The organism is Thermosynechococcus sp. TG215, from assembly GCF_031583455.1.
Lineage (GTDB): Bacteria > Cyanobacteriota > Cyanobacteriia > Thermosynechococcales > Thermosynechococcaceae > Thermosynechococcus.
Map to the genome: position 1 here is coordinate 1,450,312 of NZ_CP134178.1, position 23,431 is coordinate 1,473,742.

Below are 23,431 nucleotides of genomic sequence, written 5' to 3' on the forward strand. Positions count from 1 at the left end.
TTTTTGATTGCCGCTGCGATGAAACACGTCTGTCTTGAAATCTACGGGGGTTGCCTTGAGCAGCATTCCTTCAAGGGTCGCCTATTATTGGGGACAGAAAGCCAAGTGGATGCCTATGGGGTGTATCCTGTAGAGTTTCCAGCAATGCCTCACCTTCCGCACCGGTATCGGCAGTGGCGCGACGCCTATCACGGCTATGCGAAGAATACTCGTCTGGGGGCTAGCGGTAACCAGATTACGAACATTGGTACTCAGCAACCCACCCTCCTTAAAGAGGTACGGCAAAACTACACTGACCTTGTGACTACCCTTGGCACGTGGTTGCACAATACGCGCATCAGTTATCTCTGCGAGGAACAGATCAATGAGCAAACTTCACTTTCTAAGGAGCAGACTTCATTTTTTGGCCTAGGCAACTTTATCTTGCCGCCGCCGATGAACGAGATTCACCGCATTTCTGTGCAGACAGATTTTGTTGAACTGTGGCACTATCCATGGCACGACTGGACACCGATTCGCCAACACAGCAATCTGGATGTGGTGTTTTCACCAATGGTGTATCAGTCCCTGAAGTCTTCGACAGCGCACCATGAGGGAGTACGGATTCTGGCAATTTTTGGCGCGAGTGGCGACCTTGATCTCAAGGGGGATCTTGAGGCTCTCAGGGCGTTACCCAATGTCGAACTCCACTGCCTGCGATCGCCCCAATTAAGTGAACTCTATTCCCTGTGGTGTCAGCCCTGGGACATTCTCTTTTTTGCTGGGCATAGTCAGGGTAATGGCATTATTATCAACAATGAAGAGGAACCATTACAGATTTACAGGCTTTATGAGACGCTTAAAACCGCAGTGGCGCAGGGGCTAAAACTGGCAATCTTTAATTCCTGCGACAGTATTCCCCTAGGACAGTTTTTGATTCAGTTGGGCTTGCCCCACGCGATCGTGATGCGCGAAGCGGTTCCGAATATTGCCGCTGAGTTGTTTTTGAAGTACTTTTTACAGAACTTTCACGGCGGTGCAGATCTCTATGCCGCTGTAGCTCAAGCGCGATCGCAATTACGCGAACTGAGTCGCTGTGATGAGTATCTGCCGGGAACGTCGGCCCTGCCCCTCATTTGCCGCCATCCCCAAGCGCGCTGCCCCCACTGGCACCATTTACGCCGATCAGAAGCCCCTGCTGTTACAGTTGGTGTGTCTGGGGGCGATCGCTCCTCCCCAAGGGTTTCTAAATTTCCCGCATTCCTCTACTGGTGTCGCTGGCAACTGGAACTGGCGCAACTCCTGCCCCACGCCCAAGATCCTAGTCGCTGGGTGACAGCAATTCCTGGGGGTTGCAGTCCCCAAAGGCCACAGCAAAACTACCAAGATGCCCTTGCGAATGTTGCCCACTGGGTCTGCGGCCTCGAACGCACTATCGGTGGCTTTTCCCCTCAAGCGGAGTTGGCCTTTTTCTTTCCTGCCCTAGAGGCTGAGGCTCGGCAACTTCTACCGCGGATCTCTAGCCAACAGCTGCTGCCTTACTTGGAATCCTTGGTGGTGGAGCAGCGGGGTCTCCCCCGTGTCCGTGCCGCTTTTTTAATTGCGCAGCAATATCCCAATGTCAGCCACCTCAGTACAGCGTTTCAAGTTTTAGAGGATACCTTACGCCAAGACACCAAGCCCCAAGTGCGCGAAGAGCTATTAGCGGAGTGTCAGCAATTTCTCAAGGAGCTAGATGCCAAGCTGGTCAGGAGCGTTTGGGACAGCACCACGGGAGAGCGCCTACAGCAGTTTTTACAGCGGCTGCTCCATTATCCCCAACAGTCTAACCGCCTGAAACTGGCGATCGCCTCTGTTCTGATTACGGCAAAAGGCCGTTGGGCGGTTGAAGCTAGCAATGTTGCCCTAGAAATTTTTCGTAACTCCTCATACCTAGAGGATGTGATCCTTGCCAGTTGCTGTTTACACCAAGCGGGGGTGCGGCAGTGGGAGGTTGTTGGCCGACTAGAGCGCTATTTGGGCTTAGCCACGGTGCAGTCCCACCAGATTGCCCTTGCCGGCGCCCTTGGCATTGTTAGTCCGAATCATCCCCAAGCCATTGACACCCTTGAGTTAATCATTGAGCAGCAGGCCTACGATCTGGAAACATTGATGGCGGCGGTGCGGGCCCTTCACCGCATTTCCCCTGAGCATCCCCTTGTGTTGGCGACCCTGCGATCGCTCTTGGTCAAGGCGCAGGAAACCCAAGATATTCTCGGCTTTTACTATGGCCTAGCGGCTCTCGATGAATTGCAGCAGCCCCTAACTCCCTACATCTCAACTACAGTCATCCCGTGGGTTTGCCAGAAAATTGCGGTTTTTAAGGCGCAAGAAGAACCCTACCTGATGGCTCCCTATACCGTGCTGTGGTACTGTAGCCGCCATATTCCCTACCAAGAACTTGCAAATCTTTGGCAATAGTTAACTTCCCCGAAGGGGCGGGAGATCGAGCGCTTTCTGAGGATCAACCGTAGCGACTAAAGAAAAAATGGGGTCGTCGCAATGACTGACCCCGCCTGCCGATTCCTCAGAGAGGAGAACACTAAAACTTAGCCTAAGGCAGATGAGAAAAAATGTCAACAAGCTAGAAGAAAAAGTTTGCCCAAGATGCCGAGCACCCTCTTGCCCTGTCTCCCTCAGATTCCAAGCCATGGGCTTTCGCCCTAACCTCTGAGAAAAGTGACCACTGCTTTGGGGGGTGCTCAAGGTTGAAGAGTTGCTCAGCCCTCAACACCAATTGCGGGAGTAGCGTTGATCGAATTAGGGATTGTCCTTGCAATTCGGTGAGCTGATAAGATTGACCGACTACAACGCAAAGCACCACCTTTTGTTCTTCAGGGTCAACGATCCAATATTCAGGAATGCCCATTTCGGCATACTCTCGACGTTTTGTGTGATAGTCGCGATCGCGAAGCGCGCCCTTTGGGCGATCGCGATTCCCATTGCCCGGACTAACCACTTCTACCACTAAAAGCGGTGGGCGTTCGACGATCGCCGAAAGCGGATTTTGTTTGCGCAGAGCGTCCCATTCTTCGCGGTGCAAAATGCATAAGTCTGGTTCCCGTGATGTTCGCAAGCCAGTGCGCACGCCAATGCCACCGGGGAAAATTTCGAAGGGTAAATGATTCCCCTTAATTTCGTTTTCAAGCGTGGTGAATAAAAATCGGATAATTGCGATATGTAGGGGGCTACCGGTTGGCATGGTAATAATTTCGCCATTTTCTAATTCAATGCGATGATCTGCCGCATCATAATCAAGGAACTCCGCAAAGGTAACCTTTCTAACGGGAGTCTGAGTCATGGCTGAATCTCGCAAATTCAAACACAATTTTTAATGCCTAACTCCAGCCTAGCCTACCGGACTTGAGTCAAAGCTTAACTTCAGGCTAGGAGAGCAATTTCAGTTGCTGAATCACAGGTTCGGGCGTTCGCGCAGCGCGCCCTTCAGGCGATCGCGGCATCTCTGGAGTGTCTTGACTCTCTTCTTCAGAGTGGCCATTAAGGGTTTGGAGTGCCGCTAGCAGATCTTGGTGCAGCGGTTCAAGGTCAGGGTGATGATCCAGATAGAGTTGCAGGGCATGGCTGGGGTCAAGGCACTGTTCGAGGGCAACTTCTGGCAGGCGGGCAATGGGCTGGCTATTCACTAGTTGGGGCAGAAGGCTGACGCTGTGGGCACTCTCTAGTGCTTTTTGCAGCTCATGGAGGTTGATCAGGGGAATTTGATCGGGGCGCAGTTGATACATGACCCGCACCACAGCCCCGCTGATCTCCCCGCTGGCGATCGCCCCCAAGAGGGCGGCTTGGGGATCCAGTTCCAGCTCGGTTAAGTCCACACGAATGGTGCGGAAGGGGCGGGTGGGTAGGGGACAAAACTGAAATTCTGTTTTGCCCTTAGCAAGGTTCACTAAGACATAGCCCTTTTCTTCCCCCTCTTCACCAAAATCCACCCGCTCAATGCTGCCGGGATAGACCACGGGTGGATCGTGACACAGGACTTGATGGCGATGCACATGGCCAAGGGCAACATAGTCAAAACAGGGGCGCGCCAAAAAACTCAGGGGAATCGTAAAACCTTTGCCGGCACTCAAATAGCGTTCAGAGCCGTACTGGGCGGTGTCCACCATGGCATGAGCCAGTAAGACAGTGGGCAAGGCCGGATCAAGTTGGCGAATTTCCCCCTCAAGGGCAAGGCGCAGCCGCTCTAGGAGCAGTTGATGCACCTCCGCAAGGGAAAGGCCACTGGTTTCTGGCCGAGTGAGGAGCGTAGATCGCGTTAACCAAGGGAGGGTAATGACTTGAACACTACCCCGGCGAGTTTCAATGCGATGGGTAGCCAAGCGATCGCCCACGATAAAACCAGGCACCCCAAGGGTGCGATAAAGACTGAGGCTGGCGCCCCCCTGTCCTTGGGCGTGCTGATCGTGGTTGCCCACCAGCAAAACCGTGGGAATGCGGGCATCGGCCAAGCGGCGAAATTGGCTGGCAAAGGCTTCATGGACGAGAGGGGGTGGCGTGGCATCGGGAAAGGCATCACCGCCAAAGAGCACCAGATCAACGGGTTCACTGAGGGCACGGTCAATACAGGTGGCCAGAGCAGCAATAAAATCCTCAAGGCGCGTATTCAAGCCGGTGGCCGGGTTAATGTGGCCATGACTGAGGCCACTGCCCAGGTGAATATCGGACACATGGAGAATTTTCATAGCGATCAGGTGATGACCGTGGGGCGATCGCGCCCCGTTAAGCCTTGGATATTCGCCACTTCATTGGCCAGTTGAATTAAATCGGCGAGTGCTACTTGGGCATCGAGGTGCTGCTGGGCAGGATTGGGTTCAAAGCGCTCCAAATAGACCCGTAGTGTTGCCCCTTGGGTTCCCGTTCCCGATAGGCGATAGACAATGCGACTGCCATCCTCAAAAATCAGCCGAATCCCTTGATTTTGGCTGACGCTGTGATCCACTGGATCGGTGTAGCTAAAGTTATCGGCAGTGGCCACGGTGTAGGCACCCAAGGTCTGACCCACGAAGCTGGGCAGTTTTTGCTCCAGTTGGCTCATCAGGGTGTGGGCGCGATCGCTCTCAATGCCTTCGTAGTCATGGCGGGAGTAGTAGTTGCGGCCATAGGTTTGCCAATGGGCTTTGACAATCTCGGCCACGGAGGTTTGGCGGACAGCCAAGATATTCAACCAAAAAAGCACAGCCCAGAGGCCATCTTTCTCGCGCACGTGGTTGGAGCCAGTACCAAAACTTTCCTCACCGCAGAGAGTGGCTTTACCGGCATCGAGGAGGTTGCCAAAGAACTTCCAGCCCGTGGGGGTTTCATAACAGTCAATCCCCAGCTTGGCCGCAACGCGATCGGCCGCTTGACTCGTGGGCATCGAACGGGCAATCCCCGCTAATCCGTCTTTGTAGCCGGGCACCAGTTGGGCATTGGCGGCCAAAATCGCAAGGCTGTCGCTAGGGGTAACAAAACAATTAGCCCCTAAAATCATGTTGCGATCGCCATCGCCATCGGAGGCCGCACCAAAATCAGGAGCCTGCTCGCCAAAGAGTTGCTGCACCAAGTCATGGGCATAGACCAAATTGGGGTCGGGATGACCACCACCAAAGTCCGGTAGCGGCACACCATTTTGCACCGTGCCTTGGGGTGCCCCTAGGCGTTTTTCAATGATCCGATGGGCATAAGGTCCCGTAACCGCGTGCATGGCATCAAAGACAAGGCGCAGCTTCCCGGTGCGAATGACCTCAGCAATACAATCAAAGTCAAAAAGAGTCTCCAGCAATGTTTGATAATCGGCGACGGGGTCAATGACTTCAACAATCATTTCACCCAAGGGAAACTCCCCAAGGGTGTGCAGATTGACATCGGGGGCTGTGTAGATTTTGTAGCTGGTGAGGGCAAGGCTCCGCTCATAGATCGCGTTGGTCACTTTCTCTGGCGCAGGGCCGCCATTGGCAATATTGAACTTAACGCCAAAATCTCCCTGTGGACCGGCGGGGTTGTGACTGGCTGAGAGAATAATGCCACCGATCGCCCCATACTTGCGAATCACACAGGAGGCGGCTGGCGTTGAGAGAATGCCATTTTGCCCCACCTTGACCCGTGCAAAGCCATTGGCTGCAGCCATTTTGAGGATGACTTGGATCGCCTCAGCATTGAAGTAACGGCCATCACCCCCTAGGACAAGGGTTTGCCCCTGCGGTGCCTCAATGGTGTCAAAAATCGCTTGGATAAAGTTTTCCAGATAATGGGGCTGCTGGAAAACAGGTACCGCCTTACGCAACCCAGAGGTGCCGGGTTTTTGATCCTTGAAGGGAGTGGTGGCAACAACTTGAATACCCATTAGGAGGCTCCACAAGGGGACTGTCACTATAAGGGCAGCTTAGTCGGCTCCAGAATCGTGGTCAAGACCTTTCCATATAGTATGCGAGAGTATGCCTTTGCCCTAATTGATTTTCTGAGAGACTTGTCATCGCACCTAGACGCTTGCTAGAATCATGAAGCACTTTCAAGCCGGGATAGCTCAGTTGGTAGAGCAGAGGACTGAAAATCCTCGTGTCGCCAGTTCAATTCTGGCTCCTGGCATCGCCGACAAGATGCGCCTCGTTTCGCTCCTACCGAGTGCCACAGAAATTGTTGCTGCCCTAGGATTGACACCGTTTCTTGTGGGGCGTAGCCATGAATGTGACTATCCGCCAGAGGTGAAGACATTGCCTGTTTGTACACGGGCAAGGTTAGATACACAGCAGTCAAGTTTAGCAATTGATCGGGCGGTTCAAGACCTCCTGCGATCGGCTCTGGGCATTTATGACTTGGAACTGGCGACCCTGCAAGCACTAAAACCGACCCACATCATTACCCAAGATCAATGCGATGTTTGTGCTGTAACCTTGGCAGAGGTGCAGGGGGCGATCGCCAGACTCTTTGAGCCACCACCGCAGTTAATTTCCCTCCAACCCCATTGCCTTGAGGATGTCTGGCAGGATATTCGGCGGGTGGGTCTTGCCCTCGGTGTCTCTCCCGACCCCCTACTGAATTCGCTACACACCAGAATTCATGCCTGTCAAGCAGGGGTGAGCGATCGCCCGCGGCGGCAAGTCGCGACCATTGAATGGATTGACCCCCTCATGGCCAGTGGCAATTGGGTACCGGAATTGATTGCCCTCGCGGGGGGCGAAAATGTCCTCGGTACAGCAGGAAAACATTCCCCCTACATTGAGTGGTCAACACTTCTGGCGATCGACCCGGAGGTGATCATTGTCATGCCCTGTGGCTTTGACCTCGAACGCAGCCGTCAAGAACTTGACCAAGCCTTGCACACTTATCCCCAATGGCAGCAATTGCGTGCCCTGCAAACAGGTCAACTGTACATTGTTGATGGCAACGCCTATTTCAACCGCCCCGGCCCCCGCTTAGTGGATTCCCTTGAAATTCTTGTCGAGATTCTCCACCCACCCCAAGAACCAAAATTTCAAGGCATGGGTTGGCAACCCTACAGCCCTTTTCCCAAGGATGGCACACGCTCACAGCTGTGAAAGCCAGTGCCGGCAAGGATTTGATTTCCTATTCCCTATTTCAGCAAAGGGCGGCTGTACGCGCCATCAATCACAGGAGGATGGCACCAACGATAAATCTGAAGAAAAGATAAAAATTACCCGTTGCAGATTTGGCTATTTCGCCTAAGATGAGGGAAACTCAACTGATCTCATTGATCCCCTGCCGTTGTCCCAAATACATAAATAGGCAAGCTTCCTATGGCAATTGGTTATTTAGCGCTGGTTTTGCATGCTCACCTCCCCTTTGTCCGCCACCCCGAGAGTGACTACGTTTTAGAAGAAGAGTGGCTCTTTGAGGCAATTACCGAAACCTATGTGCCCCTGATCTGGATGTTTGAGGGGCTAAAGCGTGACGGCGTGGACTTCAAAATCACAATGAGTATGACGCCGCCATTAATTTCAATGCTGCGGGATCCGCTACTTCAGGAACGCTACGATCAGCACTTGGCAAAACTAGAGGAACTGGCAGAACTAGAGGTAGAGCGCAATACCTACAATGGCCACATCCGCTACCTTGCCGAGCACTATGCCCAAGAATTCAACCGCGTACGGCAGACATGGGAAAACTACGATCGCGACCTCATCAAGGCCTTTAAGCAGTTTCAAGACACCAATAACCTTGAAATCATTACCTGTGGTGCCACCCACGGCTACCTGCCCCTCATGAAAATGTATCCCCAAGCGGTGTGGGCACAACTGCAAGTGGCCTGTGAGCACTATGAACAAACCTTTGGCCGCCCGCCCAAGGGCATTTGGCTGCCAGAATGCGCCTATTACGAAGGCCTAGAGCGAATGCTGGCCGATGCGGGTTTGCGCTATTTCATTACTGATGGCCATGGTATTCTCTATGCCCGTCCGCGGCCTCGCTTTGGCACCTATGCGCCTATTTTCACCGAAACTGGGGTGGCTGCCTTTGGCCGTGATCATGAATCCTCACAGCAGGTGTGGTCATCGGAGGTGGGCTATCCGGGGGCGCCTGAATACCGTGAGTTCTACAAGGACTTGGGGTGGGAAGCAGAGTACGAATACATCAAGCCCTACATCATGCCCAATGGCCAACGCAAAAATACGGGGATTAAGTACCACAAAATTACCGGGCGCGGTCTTGGTTTAGGGGACAAGCAACTCTATGACCCCTACTGGGCTCGGGAAAAAGCAGCCGAGCACGCCGCCAATTTCATGTTTAACCGCGAAAACCAAATTCGCTACCTATACCACCTAATGCAGCGCCCGCCGATTGTGGTCTCTCCCTACGATGCGGAACTTTATGGTCACTGGTGGTACGAAGGGCCTTGGTTCCTTGACTTTCTCTTCCGCAAAGTGTGGTTTGACCAAGACACCTTTGCCATGACCCACTTGGCAGACTATTTGCGCGCCCATCCCACCCAGCAGGTGTGCCGTCCGTCCCAGTCCAGTTGGGGCTACAAGGGGTTCCATGAATACTGGCTGAATGACACCAATGCTTGGATTTACCCCCACCTCCATAAGGCCGCTGAACGGATGATTGAACTGGCCAAGGGGGAGCCGTGGGATGAACTGAGTTGGCGTGCCCTCAACCAAGCGGCACGGGAATTACTCCTTGCCCAATCCTCAGACTGGGCTTTTATTATGCGGACGGGAACGATGGTACCCTATGCGGTTCGCCGCACCCGTAGCCACTTGATGCGCTTCCACAAGCTCTATGATGACATCAAGGCACAAAAAATTGATGCGGGTTGGCTGGAAAAAGTGGAAGCCATTGACAATATCTTTCCCCACATTAACTATCGGGTCTATCGCCCCTTGTAGTCGGAGCAGTGGTTAAAGAACGCCAAAGCCTTTGCGTTTCTTTTGCTTCTTGGGCTTTTTGGGAGCCTGAGCACGACCCCCTCGACCCATTGGGTTCATACCCGGCATACCCATTCCCGGAAAGCCCCCTTGACCCATCTGCTGCATCAGGGATCGCATCCGCTGGAAATCGCTGACCAACTTTGTTACATCGGCTACTTGATAACCAGAACCTTTGGCAACCCGTTCACGGCGACTGGGGGAGCTAGCGAGAAGTTCAGGATTGCGACGCTCTTCGCGGGTCATGGAGTTAATCATTGCTTCCGCCCGTTTGAGTTGTACTTCGCCCTGCTGGAGTTGCTCCGTTGAAATTTTATTCATGCCGGGGATGAGCTTCATAATTCCCGCAAGGGAACCCATATTTTTTAGTAGGCGCAGTTGCTTGAGGAAGTCATCAAAGTCAAACTGGGCTTCGAGGATTTTGCGGGACATTTTTTCGGCATCGGCCAAGTCCACTTCCTCTTGGGCTTTTTCGACAAGGGTGAGGACATCCCCCATCCCCAAGATGCGAGAGGCCAAGCGATCGGGATAGAAAGGTTGGAGAGCCTCGACTTTTTCACCAACACCAATAAACTTAATCGGTTGTCCGGAGACTTGACGCACCGAGAGAGCTGCACCGCCGCGTGTATCCCCATCCAGTTTGGTGAGAATGGCTCCCGTAATCCCCACCTGCTCATGGAAGGCACGGGTGAGGTTGGCCGCCTCTTGCCCCGTCATCGCATCTACTACTAAGAGGGTTTCGTGGGGTTGTACCGCATCTTTAATGGCCGCCAGTTCTGCCATCATCTCGGCATCAATTTGTAGGCGCCCCGCTGTGTCAATAATCACGGTATCCACACCGAGTTCCTTGGCTTTGGCCACCCCTTGGCGAGCAATTTCCACGGGGCTAACTTCTGTACCCATCTCAAACACGGGCACGTTAATTTGTTTGCCAAGGGTGACTAACTGATCAATCGCAGCGGGACGATAGACATCGGTGGCCACCAAGAGGGTGCTGCGGCGTTCTTTGCGCAGGTGCAGGGCGAGCTTTGCTGTGGCGGTGGTTTTCCCCGTTCCCTGTAAACCGGCCATGAGAATAATCGTGGGGGGTGGCTCCACGTGAGCAAGGGGACTGTGGGATTCCCCCATGACCTCAACAAGGGCATCGTAAACAATTTTGATAAATTGCTGATCGGGACGAACCCCGGCAATGACCTCAGCACCGATCGCCCGCTGACGCACATTTTCAATAAAGTCTTTAGCGACCTGGAGGTTGACATCGGCCTCTAACAGGGCACGGCGCACTTCCCTAAGAGCTTCTTGGATATTGTTTTCGGTAATTTTGTCTTGACCCCGTAGGGTTTTCCAAGCAGATTCAAGGCGTTCAGCAAGGGCGTCAAACATGGATTACAGCTCAAGGGGCAACAAGAATTTCATTGATCTTAGAGTATCTATCGTAGCAAACCGTCTTCCCCATACCGTCTTGGCTGCCGATTTAAGCAAGGGGCTGCGAGTTGCAATTTGTAGCAAAGTTAGCAGTGGTCGTCAACCGTATCCGCTAGGCTTTCACGGTAAGATAAAAACATTGGGGTTAGAGTCTTTATTTTTATCAGGTTCTATAAAGACGGCCTATTAAAGGCTCTGATCGGCGGGAGGTGTCCAATGCTTGTGATCCTCACCCAAAATCAGATTTTACCGTCACAGTCTGTGTGTCAATCCTGCTTGTTTGCTGATCGCCAAGGCAAACCCCGCTGGCAGGAGGGTCAGCTCCGTTGTGGGGCGCCTCTAGGGAGTACTGCTGAAGCGGGATGTCAACACTTTCGCTGTCAAATGGGGTTTCATTTAGTGGCGGTGTCAGATTTGCCGACTCCTCTCGAGCAAGACCATTGAGGGAAATCGCCACCAAGGAATATCAATGCTGGAATTTGAGAACTACGATCCGGAAGACTTTTACGACGAGTGGTTTCTAGCCAAAGGCCAACCACGACCTTTTATTGAACCGCTGTTACAACGGGTGCGATCGTTGCCAGCGGGAGAACTGCAACAGCGCCAAAAAACCGCCCAACAGGTGATGTTTAACATTGGCGCCACATTCACGGTCTATGGTGCTGCCGAGGGCACCGAGCGGATCATGCCCTTTGATATTCTGCCGCGGGTCATTCCCGCCCAAGAGTGGCAAGCCCTTGAACGGGGTCTCAAGCAACGGATTGCGGCGCTCAATACATTTATTGCTGATGTCTATGGTGAGCAAAAAATTATTAAGGATGGTGTCATCCCACGGGAAATCATTGAGTCGGCCAAGGGCTATCTGCGTCCCTGCCACGACCTGAAGCCGCCGGGGGGCATTTGGTGCCATATTACGGGTACCGACTTAGTGCGCGATCGCGATGGCACCTTCTATGTTCTAGAAGATAACCTGCGCTGCCCTTCGGGGGTCTCCTATGTGCTAGAAAACCGCCGCGTGATGAAAAGCACGTTTCCCCTTGTCTTCAAAGAACTGCACATTCAACCTGTGGACGAGTACCCCAGCCGTCTCCTAGAAACGCTGCTGAACCTTGCGCCCCCCGGCCTACCGGATGCGACCGTGGTGGTACTGACGCCGGGGATGTACAATTCCGCCTATTTTGAGCATTCCTTCCTTGCTCAGCAAATGGGGGTAACGCTCGTGGAAGGGCGGGATCTGGTGGTGGCTGATGGTTACCTACAAATGCGCACAACCAAGGGTCTGAAGCGCGTGGATGTGGTCTATCGCCGCATTGATGATGACTTCATTGATCCAGCGGTATTTCGTCCTGATTCGATGCTGGGGGTCAGGGGTCTGATGGAGGTTTATCGCCAAGGGCGGGTGGCGATCGCCAATGCCCTCGGAACTGGCGTGGCCGATGACAAGGTGATTTATGCCTATGTGCCGCAAATGATTCGCTATTATCTCGGTGAGGAACCCCTACTACCCAATGTGCCCACCTACCTGTGTTGGGAGCCACAACAGTTGGATCATGTGCTCAAGAACCTCGATTCCCTCGTGGTGAAATCTGCCAACGAGTCCGGCGGCTATGGCATGCTCATTGGTTGCCAAGCCACGACTGAGCAGCGGGCAGAATTTGCAGAGCGCATCAAAGCCAATCCCCGCAACTACATTGCCCAGCCCACCCTTTCGCTGTCGCGCGTGCCCACCCTGCTGGGGGATGAAATTGTCGGCTGCCATGTGGACTTACGCCCCTATATCCTGTACGGCAAGGAAATTTATGTCCATCCCGGTGGTCTGACGCGGGTGGCGATGAAGCGTGGCTCATTGGTGGTGAATTCTTCCCAAGGGGGCGGGAGCAAGGATACTTGGGTGCTTAATGATTAGAGCCGTCTTTTGGGGACAGGGGATGCTAGCGGTAAGGCACCACCTATGTTAAACAATTATTAGCTATTAGCCAACGCTGATCGGTGAACTTAGCCTAAACTTGCTGAGGTACTGAAGGAACTTAAGCACATGAATGAATTTGAGACATCCCCAACCACAGAAACTACCCATACGGAAAAGCCTATTTTTGAACCAACGCCGGCACCAGCACCCTTAGCGGAAGTAGAGTCTCAGCCAGCGCCGCCGAAAGTGGGCGGTCTCACGGATGAACAGTGGCAACAGGCTCGTGAAAAACTCTATTGGCTCCTCACGGTCTTCCCCGATCAGGTTAGTGCATTTGTGGGTGAATACAAGCAGCCCCTGCGCACCCTCCTCATCATTCTTGCCACCATTCCTTTTGTGGCACTAGCGGTTGCCATTTTGGAAGTAGTGAATGCCATTCCCCTCCTAGGCCCGACCTGTGAACTCGTAGGCTTTGGCTACACTTGTTGGTTTCTGTATCGCTATGTCCTCTTTGAGTCCGGTCGCCGTGAACTTGGCCAAAAGGTGAATGAGTATAAATCCCGTATCCTTGGGAATGAAGGCGCCAGTTCTTCTTAAGCGAGTTCATGCGCCTGCATTATCTCCAGCACGTGCCCTTTGAGACCCCTGCCTACATTGCCCAGTGGGCGATCGCCCGTGGTTTTGATTGGCAAGGCAGTCATCTCTATGCAGGCGAGCCGCTACCCGCATTGACGGAGGTGGATGCGCTGATTGTGATGGGCGGCCCTATGGGGGTACACGATGAGGCTGTTTATCCATGGTTAGGGTCTGAAAAGGCCTTTTTGCGCCAAGCGATCGCCAACGGGTTACCCATTTTCGGGATTTGTCTTGGTGCTCAGCTCTTGGCACAAGTCCTAGGGGCAGAGGTCACCCCAGCACCCACGAAGGAAATCGGCTGGTTTCCCATTGAACTGACAGCAGCCGCCCAAGCGCATCCTTGGTTTCAGGATTGGCCACCCCAACTGACGGTGCTGCATTGGCATGGGGAGATGTTTAGCCTCCCTCCGGATGCAATGCCCCTCGCCAAAAGTGCCACCTGTCCGCAACAAGGATTCTTGTGGGGCGATCGCGTTGTTGGTCTTCAGTTTCACTTAGAAGTGACCCCCGCTAGCCTTGGGGAGTTGATTCAGCACTGTCAGCATGAGCTAGTCCCCGGCCCTTACATTCAATCCGCCACAGAGATTCAAGCTCAAGCCGCGCAAACCGCACTCTTGACTCCCTATCTGGAACGTTTACTTGAGCGCTGGATTCAGTCGTGATCATTACCAGTCGGCAGAATCCCTTGGTGCGCTCGATCCGTAGGCTGCACCACCGCAAATATCGCCAAGGGCACTTGCTTTTAGAGGGGACTCATTTGCTCCAAGAGGCACTGGCAGCCGGCTATCGCTTATCAGTGGTTTGCTATACCAGCGCTTGGCAAGCAAAGCAATCGCCAACATTTTGGCAGCAGGTTGTCCATAGGAGCGATCGCACCGTTGAAGTCAGTGAAGAGGTACTGACTGCCCTCTGTACGACAACCACTCCCGATGGCGTTGTTGCTGTTGCCAACTATACACCCCTTCCTACCTTGCCACTCCAGCGTTTAGGTCTGTGCTTAGTCACGCTTCAGGATCCGGGCAACTTGGGAACGATTATTCGTACCGCTGCCGCCGTGGGTGTTGAGGGGCTATTGTTGACCCCCGATTGCGTGGACATGACCCATCCAAAAGTGTTGCGTGCCAGTGCCGGCCAGTGGTTTCGCCTACCGATGCAAACTGTTAGCGATGGTTTGGCCACTCTCAAAGCCTACCAAGCCCAAGGATGGCAAATAGTCGTCACATTACCAACCGCGCCACTGATCTATTGGCAAGCGGATTTTCGTCAACCGACCTTACTGGTCATGGGAAATGAAGGCCAAGGGTTACCCCCGGCCTACCAAGATCTCACGTTTACGGCACTGCGGATTCCTCAGGAGCCAAATGTTGAATCCCTCAATGTGGCGATCGCCACAGCAGTGCTCTTGTACGAAGTCTATCGCCAACGCTGGCTGAACTAAACCACAAAAAAGTTGAGAACGCCTACCACTAGCACTAGGGCAATCCATAGCCCAGAGCCAAGGAAAATTAACTGCTTTGAGCGATCCCAATCTTGGGGAGAGGCGTAGGCCACTGGCACACCCACCACCATCACAAAGGAGAGGATGACAAGGGCAGCAAGAGCCAGTTGAAAGAGAATCGTCATTGTTGCTAACTCCCAAATCTTATCAGCGGCAATGGTAGCGAAGCGGCTACCTCTGAACTAGCATTATCCCCCATTTGTTGACCCTAAACTAGGCTCAGAAGCGAGTTATATCGCAACTACTGCCAACCCTGAGCCAGCCACGATCGCGGATCGACGCACTCGCCATTAACGTAGAGTCCCCAATGTAAATGGGGTCCTGTGGAGGCACCCGTATTGCCAACCGTACCAATGACTTGCCCTGCCTCAACCATTTGTCCCTCTTGGACGTGAATTTGATCGAGGTGCAGGTAAATCGTCAGCACCCCTTGCCCATGATCAATACCGATCGTGTTGCCATGGATGAGAAATCCTTGGGATTCTGGCCCCACTAAGGCCACTCGCCCCCGCTGCGCCGCTACTACGGGTGATCCCTTGGGGCCTGCATAGTCCAAACCACGATGGAAGTAGTCCTTGGCCAAAACCCCGTTGTAGTACCGCCGTACGCCGTAGGGTGTGGTCACAGGGCCACTGTTGGGGCGGCGAAAGGCACCTTGCCAGAGTCTTTCGGGGGTGACCAGTGCCTTAAAGGCATCCACGCGATCAAATTCCAAATCCGTTCCTGAGGAGTCTTTGCCCGGTGGGAGCCAAATCCTTTGCACAGGAAAGGAGCGATCGCCCACCCACAGAAGCATATTGCGGGTTTCATTTCCTGAGCGAACCACCAATGAACGGCGGCCGGGGGTCTGGAGTGGTGTTGTGGCCACAAAGGCACGCCATTGCTGTGGCCCAATGGAAAAGACCGGCAGCGCTTTGCCCGCCACCTCGACCGTGGGCTGTTCTGAAGCGTTGACCACAATGGCCAGCGTATCTCCCAAAACAGGGCGATCGGGACTGACGGTGACCGTAATTGGAATCGTAACTTGACTACTGGCGGGCAGAATGGTGGCAGTGATAATGGCAGGTACTAGCCACGGGAAAAGGCAATCGCGCATAGCGGCAAGAAACAATGAGCCTCTAGATTGGACACGCAAAAATGCACTGGGGTTCCAAGCAGGAACGAATGAGAAAAAGCCGCCAGTAAATTTACCGACGGCTGGATGATTAAAGCATCCTTGGGCGTAATTTAACGACGGCGGGGCACTTTGGCTAAGTAATCAATATCAGCGGCACGCAACTGCTGGGCATAGCGAGTCTTGGGCGCGATCGCTGCTGCCAAATCGCGGTATTTGCGGGGGTCGCCCTCCGGTAGCCGCCGCTCTTGGAACTTGCGATCGTAGAATTTCTCCAGCGTAAACCGCCAATCGGTGGTAGTGGTGCCCACTTTGTCGCGGTATTCAAAGCCATAGCGCGGCGTCACGAGGTTAAAGGGACGTCCCTCCATCCGCTTGCGCTGGTAGGGCACCGTAAAGTCACCAAAGGCATTGGTGTATTCCTCACTGTCGAGGAGGGCATCGACAAAGCCATAGAAGCCAAGGGTGCCGATTTTAATTGACCAAGCAATTTTTTCCTCTTCGTTGTAGGCACTGCGCCCCAAGAACCGCCGCAGGCACACATCCACCAAACGGTAGTTGTCGTTCACAGCCACCACCGTATTGTAGAAGCGCTCTGATTTGGCCAGACCGCGAATGAAGTCCCGCACCGTAATCACTCGGTTCACTAATTGGGATTCCAAGGTGATTTGACGGTTAAAGGCTAAGGTGGCATGCTCACTAAACACCTGCCGATAGCAGGCCCAGATCACCTCGCGGATTTCCGGGTAGGAGGCCGCATCCTCAAGACGATAGATATAGGGGCTATCTTCGTTTTGATCGGCAATGCCAAAGGTAGCGACGCGGTGGTTTTGAGTCGTCGGCTTGTAGGCGAGTAGAGGTAAGTCCATGGATCTCTCCCAAGTCAAAGAGTGAAACAATAGCTAGCGCAGCGGAAAGGTCGCCGTCGGGTTGATCGACGCCGGTACAGTCGGGCGATCGCGCCGCGTGGTATCGGGGATTTGCACATTGGCCGTGGACACTGGCTTGAATTGCACAGGTGTCACCTTGACTGATCGTGCCATCTCCAAGAAATTGCGAATGTCGCCCCACTTGTAGCGACTGTTCTCTAACTTATCGCGCCAGTAGTCACCATAGCGAGGGGTCACCAGATTAAAGGGGCGATCTTTATAGCGACGACGCTGGTAGGGCACGGTGTTATCGCCAAAGTTTTGCGTATATTCGTCACTATCCACAAGGGTATCCACAAAGTTCTGCCAACCGTCGGTGGCAATGCGAATGGACCACGCCAGTTCCTCATCTTTGTTGTAAGGGGCACGCCCAAGGAGCCGCTTCAGGGCAATTTCCACCAAGCGATAGTTGGAGTTCGTCTCCACCACCAAGCGACGGAATGTCTCCGATTTGGCCAAGCCGCGAATAAAATCCCGTACCGAAATGGCACGACTGGCTAGTTGGGACTCCAAATGGGGCTGGCGGGTACTCTTGAGGACGACGTGCTCACTGAAGACTTGGCGATAGGCCGCCCAAATCAGTTCGTCAATATCTGACTGATCCACTACATCCTCAAGGGAATAGCGCCAAGGGGTGTCTTCATTGGGCACTTCATAGCCCGGTACCCGCTGATTTTGGGAGCTAGGGGCATAGCTCAGCAAGGGAATCGTCATGGCTTACACCTTTGGTTGAGAGGGCAAATAACGATAGGGCAACGCAACGGGCACAGGTTTGACCGGTGTCGGCGGTAGATCCCGCTCTTGGGCGGTGTTGGGAACCGTCACCAAACTGGAGGTGGCCCGTGCCACATGGCGTTGAGTATCGAGGGTAGGCACCACAATTGAACGCGCCATAGAGAGGAAGTTGGCTGGAATCGCGCCGCGGATAATTTGCTTGTCCAGTGGCCCTGCAGTGTAGTAGCGCACTTGATAGTAAGAACGACCACTGAGGGACATTTCCTTGTTGCGCCAGTAGTCGCTGTAGCGGGGATTAACCAGGTTAAAAGGACGCGCCATGCGCCGCCGCCGTTGGTAGGGGACAATATCGGCACCAAAGTTTTGCTGGTACTCGTCGCTGTCCACCAAGGCATCAATAAATCCTTCTAGGCCACGGGTGGCTAGAATAATCGACCAAGCAATCTGCTCCTGCTGGCCATAGGTGGGGCGGCCAAGGAATCGCTTGAAGGAGACATCCACGAGGCGGTAATTGGAATTGACGGCTGCCACTTGCTCGCGATAGACCTCGGACTTACCCAAGCCACGGATAAAATCCTGTACGGAAATGGCACGATTGCGCAGTTGGGATTCTAGGAAGGGCTGACGGTAGGAGTCCAAAATCAGGTGCTCGCTGAAAATTTGGCGATAGGCTGCCCAAATCAGGGCATCCACGTCTGCGGCATCGGTGGCATCGGTGAGGCGGTAGATGACGGGATCATCCTCGGCGGGGACTTCATAACTGACCACCCGCTGGTCAAGGGTTCTGGGCTTCACAGCCAGCAAGGGTAACGACATAACTTTCCAATCCTTTTAGGTGTGCATGGACAGAGAGTCCCTCTGGAGGGCAAGTTGACAACGGGAACGCACAACAATGTCGGGGTCGCGATCGCTCAAATGATTGAGGAGGAAACGCACCGCTTCCCGAAGGGCACGAGCAGCCGCCTGCTGATGCAGATGATCGAGGGCAACACCCACGGCATAGCGAACCGCCCAATCCGCTGCTTCACTGTTGCGTTGAAGAACTGTGAGTGCTTCCCTTAATTGAGCCTCTCTTGCCGTCTCTTCAGGGATTAACTGCCAGCGGAGCGTTCCTAAGGCCTTTGTGGCGGCGCGGCGAACACTGGGGGCAAAATCCGACTGCGCGGCAGCCAATAAGACCCGTAGGGCGGCAGGATGACCAATACTCCCCAAAACTCGCACCCCATAGGCACGGGCACCATAGTTGTATCCATCCAACTGTGCCAACAGCGGCTCCACAACCGCATCCCCAAGGGCAATGAGGCCTGCCACAGCGGCTTGGGCAGCAGCGGGGTTGTTGTACCCCAAAACCGCAATCAGCGTGGGAATAGCAGCGGTGTCTTTTTGCTGGGCAAGCTGAACCACCGCCTCGCATAGGGCAGGAGCAGAGGTGGCAGTCTCAACGGCATGGATATAGGGATGGAGATCACTCACAGCAGTTGATCCAATCCTTGAAAGAGGGAGAGGGTCTGTGCGGCTGGGGCGGCCTGCCGCAGTTGCTGGCTGAGGATGCCGTGGAGGGCAATGAGCTTGAAGCTCGCTTCAACACCCGCCTGCAAAATAGCCTCTGCTGCGGGTAGATAGCCCATCGCTCCCAAATCCAGAAGCGCTGTCCGTCGCAGTTGCACATCCTCACTGTTGAGAGCCGCTAGCAGGCGATCGCCATACTCGGCCGCTCCCGTGAGCTGAAAAAGTGCCCGCGCAGCGGCAAATTGGACTCGCGGCATTTCATGGGCCAAGAATGGCTCAATCAGGGCAATGGCTTCAGTGGCACCAAGGTGACCCAAGCTTTCAATCACGGCTTCCACTGGCTGCACCAGATGCGGGCGACCGGGGACGAGCCGCGCCATTGCCACACCCCCTTCTAGGAGCGATTGCAGGGGCGCGATCGCTTGGGGGTCTCCCAACTGACCAAGGGCAATGGCCGCCGCCTCACGGACATAAAAATCCTCGCAGCGCAAGCACTCAATTAATGCCGGTACGGCTTGGCGATCGCCCAACTTGCCCAAGGCACGGGCGGCATTCCGTCGCAGAGGGTAGCCCCCCAATTCTGTGCGATCGGCCTCATCGGCCAAAGCAGCAATCAAGGCGGCCACAATCGCCTGCCGCTCCGCTGCCGTTGCTGTTTCTAGGCCAAACTTCCCCAGCCACCACGCCGCATAGTAGCGGAGACTGGTATCCGTCCCCTGAAGCTGCGCCAGCATTTGGGGAACCGTCAGTTGTACCGGTTCAGAGACCGCCGTCATTCCCTCTCCAGACATCAGCCAATTAGGAGGCGACCACGGGGGTAATGGAAACGATTTTGCCCCCCATGCGGGTAATGCGCTGCATCTCTTCATTCATGCGGTTGTAGGGCACCGTAATAAAGGTGCTACCGCTGCGCCGAATCGGAAACCCCATTTTGTCAGTTTCTTCGTTTTGACGCAGACCCACAACCTCGTAGCGGAAAACGCGAGCGCCGGAGGGGCTAAGGGCAGCACTTCCAGACGCAGTTTGACCAAACATGACACCTGACTCCCAATCTCAAAAGGACGCTAAACAAACATTCCTAGGCAGGATTGACACTGACAATGCGAGCACCCGTGCGCTGAAGCTGCTGCATTTTGCTCGACAGTTGCTCATAGGGCACCAAGAAGGCGGTACTGCTGCGGCGCACCCCCGGATAGCCCGGTTGGCGAATGCCCGCCACTTCAATGCGATAGACGCGGCCACTTTCACCAAAGGAACCACCCAAGCAAGCCCGTGGGGGAACATCGGCACTGGGGGTGTAGTAGGCAAAGGCCGTATCGCTACTCGAAGGCGGCACCACCGTATTGGGACTGTTGGTGGCCAGATCCCGCGCTAAACGGGACATGCTGCCTTCTGCTTGGGCGCGATCGCTATTGGCATAGCCACGATAGAGACGGAACATGCGGTTAAAGCCCACTGTTTTCTGACCCGGCTGGCTATTAAAGCCACGGTAATAGGGCACGACCCAATCCCCAAAGCTATCGGTGTATTCGGGGGAATCAATGTAGGAGTCAATGTCGGCATCAAAGCCCTCATTTTCGTAGAGATCCAAATGGAAGATTACTTCCGACTCGTCGTAGGGTGCCCGCCCCAACAAATGCTTATAGTTCAGTTCAATGACACGGGTTTGAAAATTGCCGTAGAGAAACTTCTCTTTGTATAGTTCCGACTTGGCCACTGCGCGCACAAACTCCCGCACGGTAATTTTGCCATTGCGCAACAGTGACTCCGCACTCACCAAACGCTCCGATGCCATGACATAGTCATTGCCCAAGACCTGACGGTAAACGGCACGGATGACAGTCTCTAGATCTTCCTCGCTCCAGTTGGCACGCAGCTCCACCCGCGGAGCATCACTGAAGGCGGAGGTACCCAAGCGCGAAGCAGCAGCAGTAATAGCCACGGTACAAACTCCTAAATATCGAGGGTACAAACAAGCCCGGTGCTGTAAACAAAGGGTCAGCCCAACGCCGACAACATCTGCTTACCTCACCGGGCAACGAAGGGAAACGCCTATTAGCTGAGGGCGTTAATGGCGTAGTCGATGTAGGCGTTGGCTTCCACCGCAGCTTGGCCCGTCAAGCCATGATTGGCTTTGATGTATTTCAGAGCTTCCACATACCAGCTTGGGGAGAGATCAAACGTGCTGTTGATTTCAGACAAGCCAGCGATGAGGTACTCATCCATCGGACCAGTGCCACCGGCAACGAGGCAGTAGGTCACCATCCGCAGGTAGTAGCCGATGTCACGGGCGCACTTGGCTTTGCCTTCGGGGGTCGAGGCATATTGAGAGCCTTGCATGGTGGTGGTGTAGGGGAATTTTTGGTACACCGCTTGGGCTGCGCCGTCAATCAGGCTCTGAGCATTGTTGGTCAGGGCGCGAGCAGCTTCCATGCTGGCCACAGCGCGCTTGAAGCGACCGTCAACCGCTTGCAGCTCGGTGTTGCTAAGGAAACGACCTTGGGTATCAGCGGCGGCAATAGCTTCAGTAATCGGCGTTTTCATGGATAAAATATCTCCCTAAAAAATGTGCGTGTTCAGAACGGTCAAAGTTACAAGACGGTAGCTGTGTCTTAGGCAACAGCGGCAGCGGCACGATCAAAGTAGCCAGCAATCTCAGACATCAGGGCGCTGCAATCGCCAGGAGTGATGCCATTGGGATCATTGGCGATCGCGATCGCGGCATCTTTCATTTTTTGGATAGCCACAGCCACGGAGGAGCCGGGGGTACCAAGGGCTTGGTAGGTTTCCCGCAGACCGTTCAAGCAGCGATCATCGAGCACGCTGGAGTCACCGGCCAAAATGGCGTAGGTCACATAGCGCAAGATGATTTCCATGTCGCGCAGGCAAGCAGCCATACGACGGTTGGTGTAAGCATTCCCACCGGGTTGGATCAGTTGGGGTTGCTCTGCAAAGAGGGCACGAGCAGCGTTAGCAACGATCGTGGAGGCATTGCTGGTGATGCGGTTGACGGCATCCAGACGCTTGTTGCCTTCTTTCACCAAGTTGGACAGGGCATCGAACTGGGCGTTGGTGAGGAATTCACCGCGGGCATCGGCCTGAGCGACAACTTTGGCAAATGCATCTAGCATGGATCAATTCTCCTTAAAGGTTGTTAAAGAAGTTAGAACTTCTTGACATTCCTGCCCCTAGCGGGATTGCAGGATTTTTATGGTGTTTTTGTGTCAACCCATAAAGGCTGTGTCAAGCAACCTTAGAGCGACCAAGCTGATCCTTGGTGTGGATATGTCAGGTCACGAACACCACAGTGGTGGGTGCCGGAAAGGTCGAATAACAGCCTGTGTTTCCCTAGGTGAGGTCAACAACCGTGCTGTTAAACCCTTCAGGTATTTCTTATACAATGCGGTGGGAAACCTGTTTCGCCGTAGTTATTAATTTGTAAAATACTTTTGTGAGATAAATTAAGCTTCCCGCGATCGCCATAAAATTGGTGCGATTTGTCCTAAGTTTTTCCTAAGTTTCGTGAAGTTTCTTTAACATTATTCTCAGGAAGTTACGATCCACATGAGTGAACCGTTGCAATTTAGCTTATTTGACACCCTCGCCCCCACCGAGGCCGAATCCCCGCCACCGACGCCTCTCGATGCTGCTACCTATGATCAAATTCCGCTGCGCGCTGAGGTGCCTATTCCCGCCGGTACCTACCGCGACTTGGAGGCGCTTGCGGCGCATTGTCAGCAGTGTCAACGCTGTGGCTTAGCGGCCACCCGTACCCATGTGGTGGTCAGCCGTGGTAATCCCGCCGCCAAGCTGATGATTATTGGTGAAGGACCGGGTCAAGCGGAGGATGAAACGGGTCGCCCCTTTGTTGGCAAGGCAGGGCAGCTCCTCGATAAAATTCTGGCTTCGGTCAATCTCGATAGTGAACGGGATGCCTATATCTGCAACATTGTGAAGTGCCGCCCTCCCGGCAATCGCGTCCCTGAACCCGCTGAAACAGCAGCCTGCCTGCCCTATCTGTTAGAGCAGATTCGCTTGGTCAATCCCCGCATTATTCTACTGGCGGGGGCAACGGCTGTGCGCGGCTTGCTCCAAGATCAGCGGGGGATTACAAAAATTCGCGGTCAGTGGATCGAGTGGCAAGGACGCTGGTGTATGCCGATTTTTCATCCTGCTTATCTGTTGCGAAATAACTCGCGGGAGCCGGGCAGTCCCAAGTGGCTAACGTGGCAGGATATGCAAGCCGTGCGCGATCGCCTGCGCCAACTTGATGCTTAG

General features: G+C 54.0%; 24 protein-coding genes and 1 tRNA gene. 10 read left to right on the forward strand and 15 right to left on the reverse strand.

The window, feature by feature from the left end:
• The first annotated feature begins 18 nt into the window (after positions 1-18).
• Complete coding sequence (locus RHJ02_RS06990; protein ID WP_310800073.1) at positions 19-2,439, forward strand: CHAT domain-containing protein; 2,421 nt, start codon at positions 19-21, stop codon at positions 2,437-2,439.
• 163 nt (positions 2,440-2,602) lie between these two features.
• On the opposite strand, the gene RHJ02_RS06995 is transcribed toward RHJ02_RS06990, so the two are convergent.
• The 3 genes from RHJ02_RS06995 to RHJ02_RS07005 form a co-directional block, all read right to left on the reverse strand.
• Entirely contained in the window at positions 2,603-3,319 is a 717-nt protein-coding gene (locus RHJ02_RS06995; protein ID WP_206199543.1) for a Uma2 family endonuclease, read from the reverse strand.
• Between the two features lie 85 nt (positions 3,320-3,404).
• Entirely contained in the window at positions 3,405-4,718 is a 1,314-nt protein-coding gene (gene sbcD / locus RHJ02_RS07000) for an exonuclease subunit SbcD (RefSeq protein ID WP_206199544.1), read from the reverse strand.
• A gap of 5 nt (positions 4,719-4,723) precedes the next feature.
• The gene (locus RHJ02_RS07005; RefSeq protein WP_310800074.1) at positions 4,724-6,358 is read right to left on the reverse strand and encodes an alpha-D-glucose phosphate-specific phosphoglucomutase; all 1,635 of its coding nucleotides are present in this window, start codon (positions 6,356-6,358) and stop codon (positions 4,724-4,726) included.
• Between the two features lie 169 nt (positions 6,359-6,527).
• On the opposite strand from RHJ02_RS07005, the gene RHJ02_RS07010 reads away from it, so the two are divergent.
• The 3 genes from RHJ02_RS07010 (at position 6,528) to RHJ02_RS07020 (ending at position 9,359) form a co-directional block, all read left to right on the forward strand.
• Positions 6,528-6,600 (forward strand) — tRNA-Phe (locus tag RHJ02_RS07010).
• An 11-nt stretch (positions 6,601-6,611) separates the two neighbouring features.
• Positions 6,612-7,550, forward strand: a complete 939-nt coding sequence (locus tag RHJ02_RS07015; RefSeq protein WP_310800075.1) for a cobalamin-binding protein — start codon at positions 6,612-6,614, stop codon at positions 7,548-7,550.
• Positions 7,551-7,769: 219 nt separating this feature from the next.
• Complete coding sequence (locus RHJ02_RS07020; RefSeq protein ID WP_310800076.1) at positions 7,770-9,359, forward strand: glycoside hydrolase family 57 protein; 1,590 nt, start codon at positions 7,770-7,772, stop codon at positions 9,357-9,359.
• 12 nt (positions 9,360-9,371) lie between these two features.
• On the opposite strand, the gene ffh is transcribed toward RHJ02_RS07020, so the two are convergent.
• A complete protein-coding gene (gene ffh, locus RHJ02_RS07025) occupies positions 9,372-10,781 on the reverse strand; it encodes a signal recognition particle protein (protein ID WP_206199548.1) in 1,410 nt (469 codons plus the stop codon).
• Positions 10,782-11,039: 258 nt separating this feature from the next.
• Between ffh and RHJ02_RS07030 the strand changes: the two genes are divergently transcribed.
• The 5 genes from RHJ02_RS07030 (at position 11,040) to RHJ02_RS07050 (ending at position 14,806) form a co-directional block, all read left to right on the forward strand.
• On the forward strand, positions 11,040-11,267 hold the full coding sequence (locus RHJ02_RS07030; protein ID WP_206199549.1) for a hypothetical protein: 228 nt from the start codon (positions 11,040-11,042) through the stop codon (positions 11,265-11,267).
• A 25-nt stretch (positions 11,268-11,292) separates the two neighbouring features.
• Positions 11,293-12,729, forward strand: a complete 1,437-nt coding sequence (locus RHJ02_RS07035) for a circularly permuted type 2 ATP-grasp protein (protein ID WP_399363684.1) — start codon at positions 11,293-11,295, stop codon at positions 12,727-12,729.
• A gap of 129 nt (positions 12,730-12,858) precedes the next feature.
• On the forward strand, positions 12,859-13,329 hold the full coding sequence (locus RHJ02_RS07040) for a CAAD domain-containing protein (RefSeq protein ID WP_206199550.1): 471 nt from the start codon (positions 12,859-12,861) through the stop codon (positions 13,327-13,329).
• A gap of 8 nt (positions 13,330-13,337) precedes the next feature.
• The gene (locus RHJ02_RS07045; protein WP_206199551.1) at positions 13,338-14,030 is read left to right on the forward strand and encodes a type 1 glutamine amidotransferase; all 693 of its coding nucleotides are present in this window, start codon (positions 13,338-13,340) and stop codon (positions 14,028-14,030) included.
• On the forward strand, positions 14,030-14,806 hold the full coding sequence (locus RHJ02_RS07050) for an RNA methyltransferase (protein WP_315862923.1): 777 nt from the start codon (positions 14,030-14,032) through the stop codon (positions 14,804-14,806). Before RHJ02_RS07045 ends, RHJ02_RS07050 begins: the two co-directional genes overlap by 1 nt.
• On the opposite strand, the gene psbZ is transcribed toward RHJ02_RS07050, so the two are convergent.
• The 11 genes from psbZ to RHJ02_RS07105 all read right to left on the reverse strand — a co-directional run bounded on the left by psbZ (position 14,803) and on the right by RHJ02_RS07105 (position 22,284).
• Positions 14,803-14,991 carry a photosystem II reaction center protein PsbZ gene (psbZ, locus tag RHJ02_RS07055; RefSeq protein ID WP_181496775.1) on the reverse strand — a complete coding sequence of 63 codons (189 nt, stop codon included), beginning with the start codon at positions 14,989-14,991 and terminating at the stop codon, positions 14,803-14,805. The genes RHJ02_RS07050 and psbZ overlap by 4 nt on opposite strands.
• Positions 14,992-15,107: 116 nt before the next feature.
• Positions 15,108-15,962 carry a M23 family metallopeptidase gene (locus RHJ02_RS07060; RefSeq protein ID WP_310800077.1) on the reverse strand — a complete coding sequence of 285 codons (855 nt, stop codon included), beginning with the start codon at positions 15,960-15,962 and terminating at the stop codon, positions 15,108-15,110.
• Between the two features lie 131 nt (positions 15,963-16,093).
• Positions 16,094-16,849 carry a phycobilisome rod-core linker polypeptide gene (locus RHJ02_RS07065; RefSeq protein ID WP_206199553.1) on the reverse strand — a complete coding sequence of 252 codons (756 nt, stop codon included), beginning with the start codon at positions 16,847-16,849 and terminating at the stop codon, positions 16,094-16,096.
• A 33-nt stretch (positions 16,850-16,882) separates the two neighbouring features.
• Positions 16,883-17,623 (reverse strand): phycobilisome rod-core linker polypeptide, encoded by a 741-nt coding sequence (locus RHJ02_RS07070; RefSeq protein ID WP_206199554.1) that lies wholly within the window; start codon positions 17,621-17,623, stop codon positions 16,883-16,885.
• A 3-nt stretch (positions 17,624-17,626) separates the two neighbouring features.
• A complete protein-coding gene (locus RHJ02_RS07075; protein WP_206199555.1) occupies positions 17,627-18,460 on the reverse strand; it encodes a phycobilisome rod-core linker polypeptide in 834 nt (277 codons plus the stop codon).
• A 15-nt stretch (positions 18,461-18,475) separates the two neighbouring features.
• Positions 18,476-19,117 (reverse strand): HEAT repeat domain-containing protein, encoded by a 642-nt coding sequence (locus RHJ02_RS07080; RefSeq protein ID WP_225901515.1) that lies wholly within the window; start codon positions 19,115-19,117, stop codon positions 18,476-18,478.
• Entirely contained in the window at positions 19,114-19,944 is an 831-nt protein-coding gene (locus tag RHJ02_RS07085) for a HEAT repeat domain-containing protein (RefSeq protein WP_206199556.1), read from the reverse strand. The genes RHJ02_RS07080 and RHJ02_RS07085 overlap by 4 nt, the downstream gene beginning before the upstream one ends.
• A gap of 7 nt (positions 19,945-19,951) precedes the next feature.
• Positions 19,952-20,188: a phycobilisome linker polypeptide gene (locus RHJ02_RS07090; protein WP_149818199.1), complete on the reverse strand. Its 237-nt coding sequence runs from the start codon at positions 20,186-20,188 to the stop codon at positions 19,952-19,954.
• 43 nt (positions 20,189-20,231) lie between these two features.
• Complete coding sequence (locus RHJ02_RS07095; RefSeq protein ID WP_149818201.1) at positions 20,232-21,095, reverse strand: phycobilisome linker polypeptide; 864 nt, start codon at positions 21,093-21,095, stop codon at positions 20,232-20,234.
• Positions 21,096-21,208: 113 nt separating this feature from the next.
• Positions 21,209-21,697, reverse strand: coding sequence for a phycocyanin subunit alpha (gene cpcA, locus RHJ02_RS07100; RefSeq protein WP_149818203.1), 489 nt, complete (start codon positions 21,695-21,697; stop codon positions 21,209-21,211).
• 68 nt (positions 21,698-21,765) lie between these two features.
• Entirely contained in the window at positions 21,766-22,284 is a 519-nt protein-coding gene (locus tag RHJ02_RS07105) for a phycocyanin subunit beta (RefSeq protein ID WP_011057792.1), read from the reverse strand.
• A gap of 433 nt (positions 22,285-22,717) precedes the next feature.
• On the opposite strand from RHJ02_RS07105, the gene RHJ02_RS07110 reads away from it, so the two are divergent.
• On the forward strand, positions 22,718-23,431 hold the full coding sequence (locus RHJ02_RS07110) for a uracil-DNA glycosylase family protein (RefSeq protein WP_206199557.1): 714 nt from the start codon (positions 22,718-22,720) through the stop codon (positions 23,429-23,431).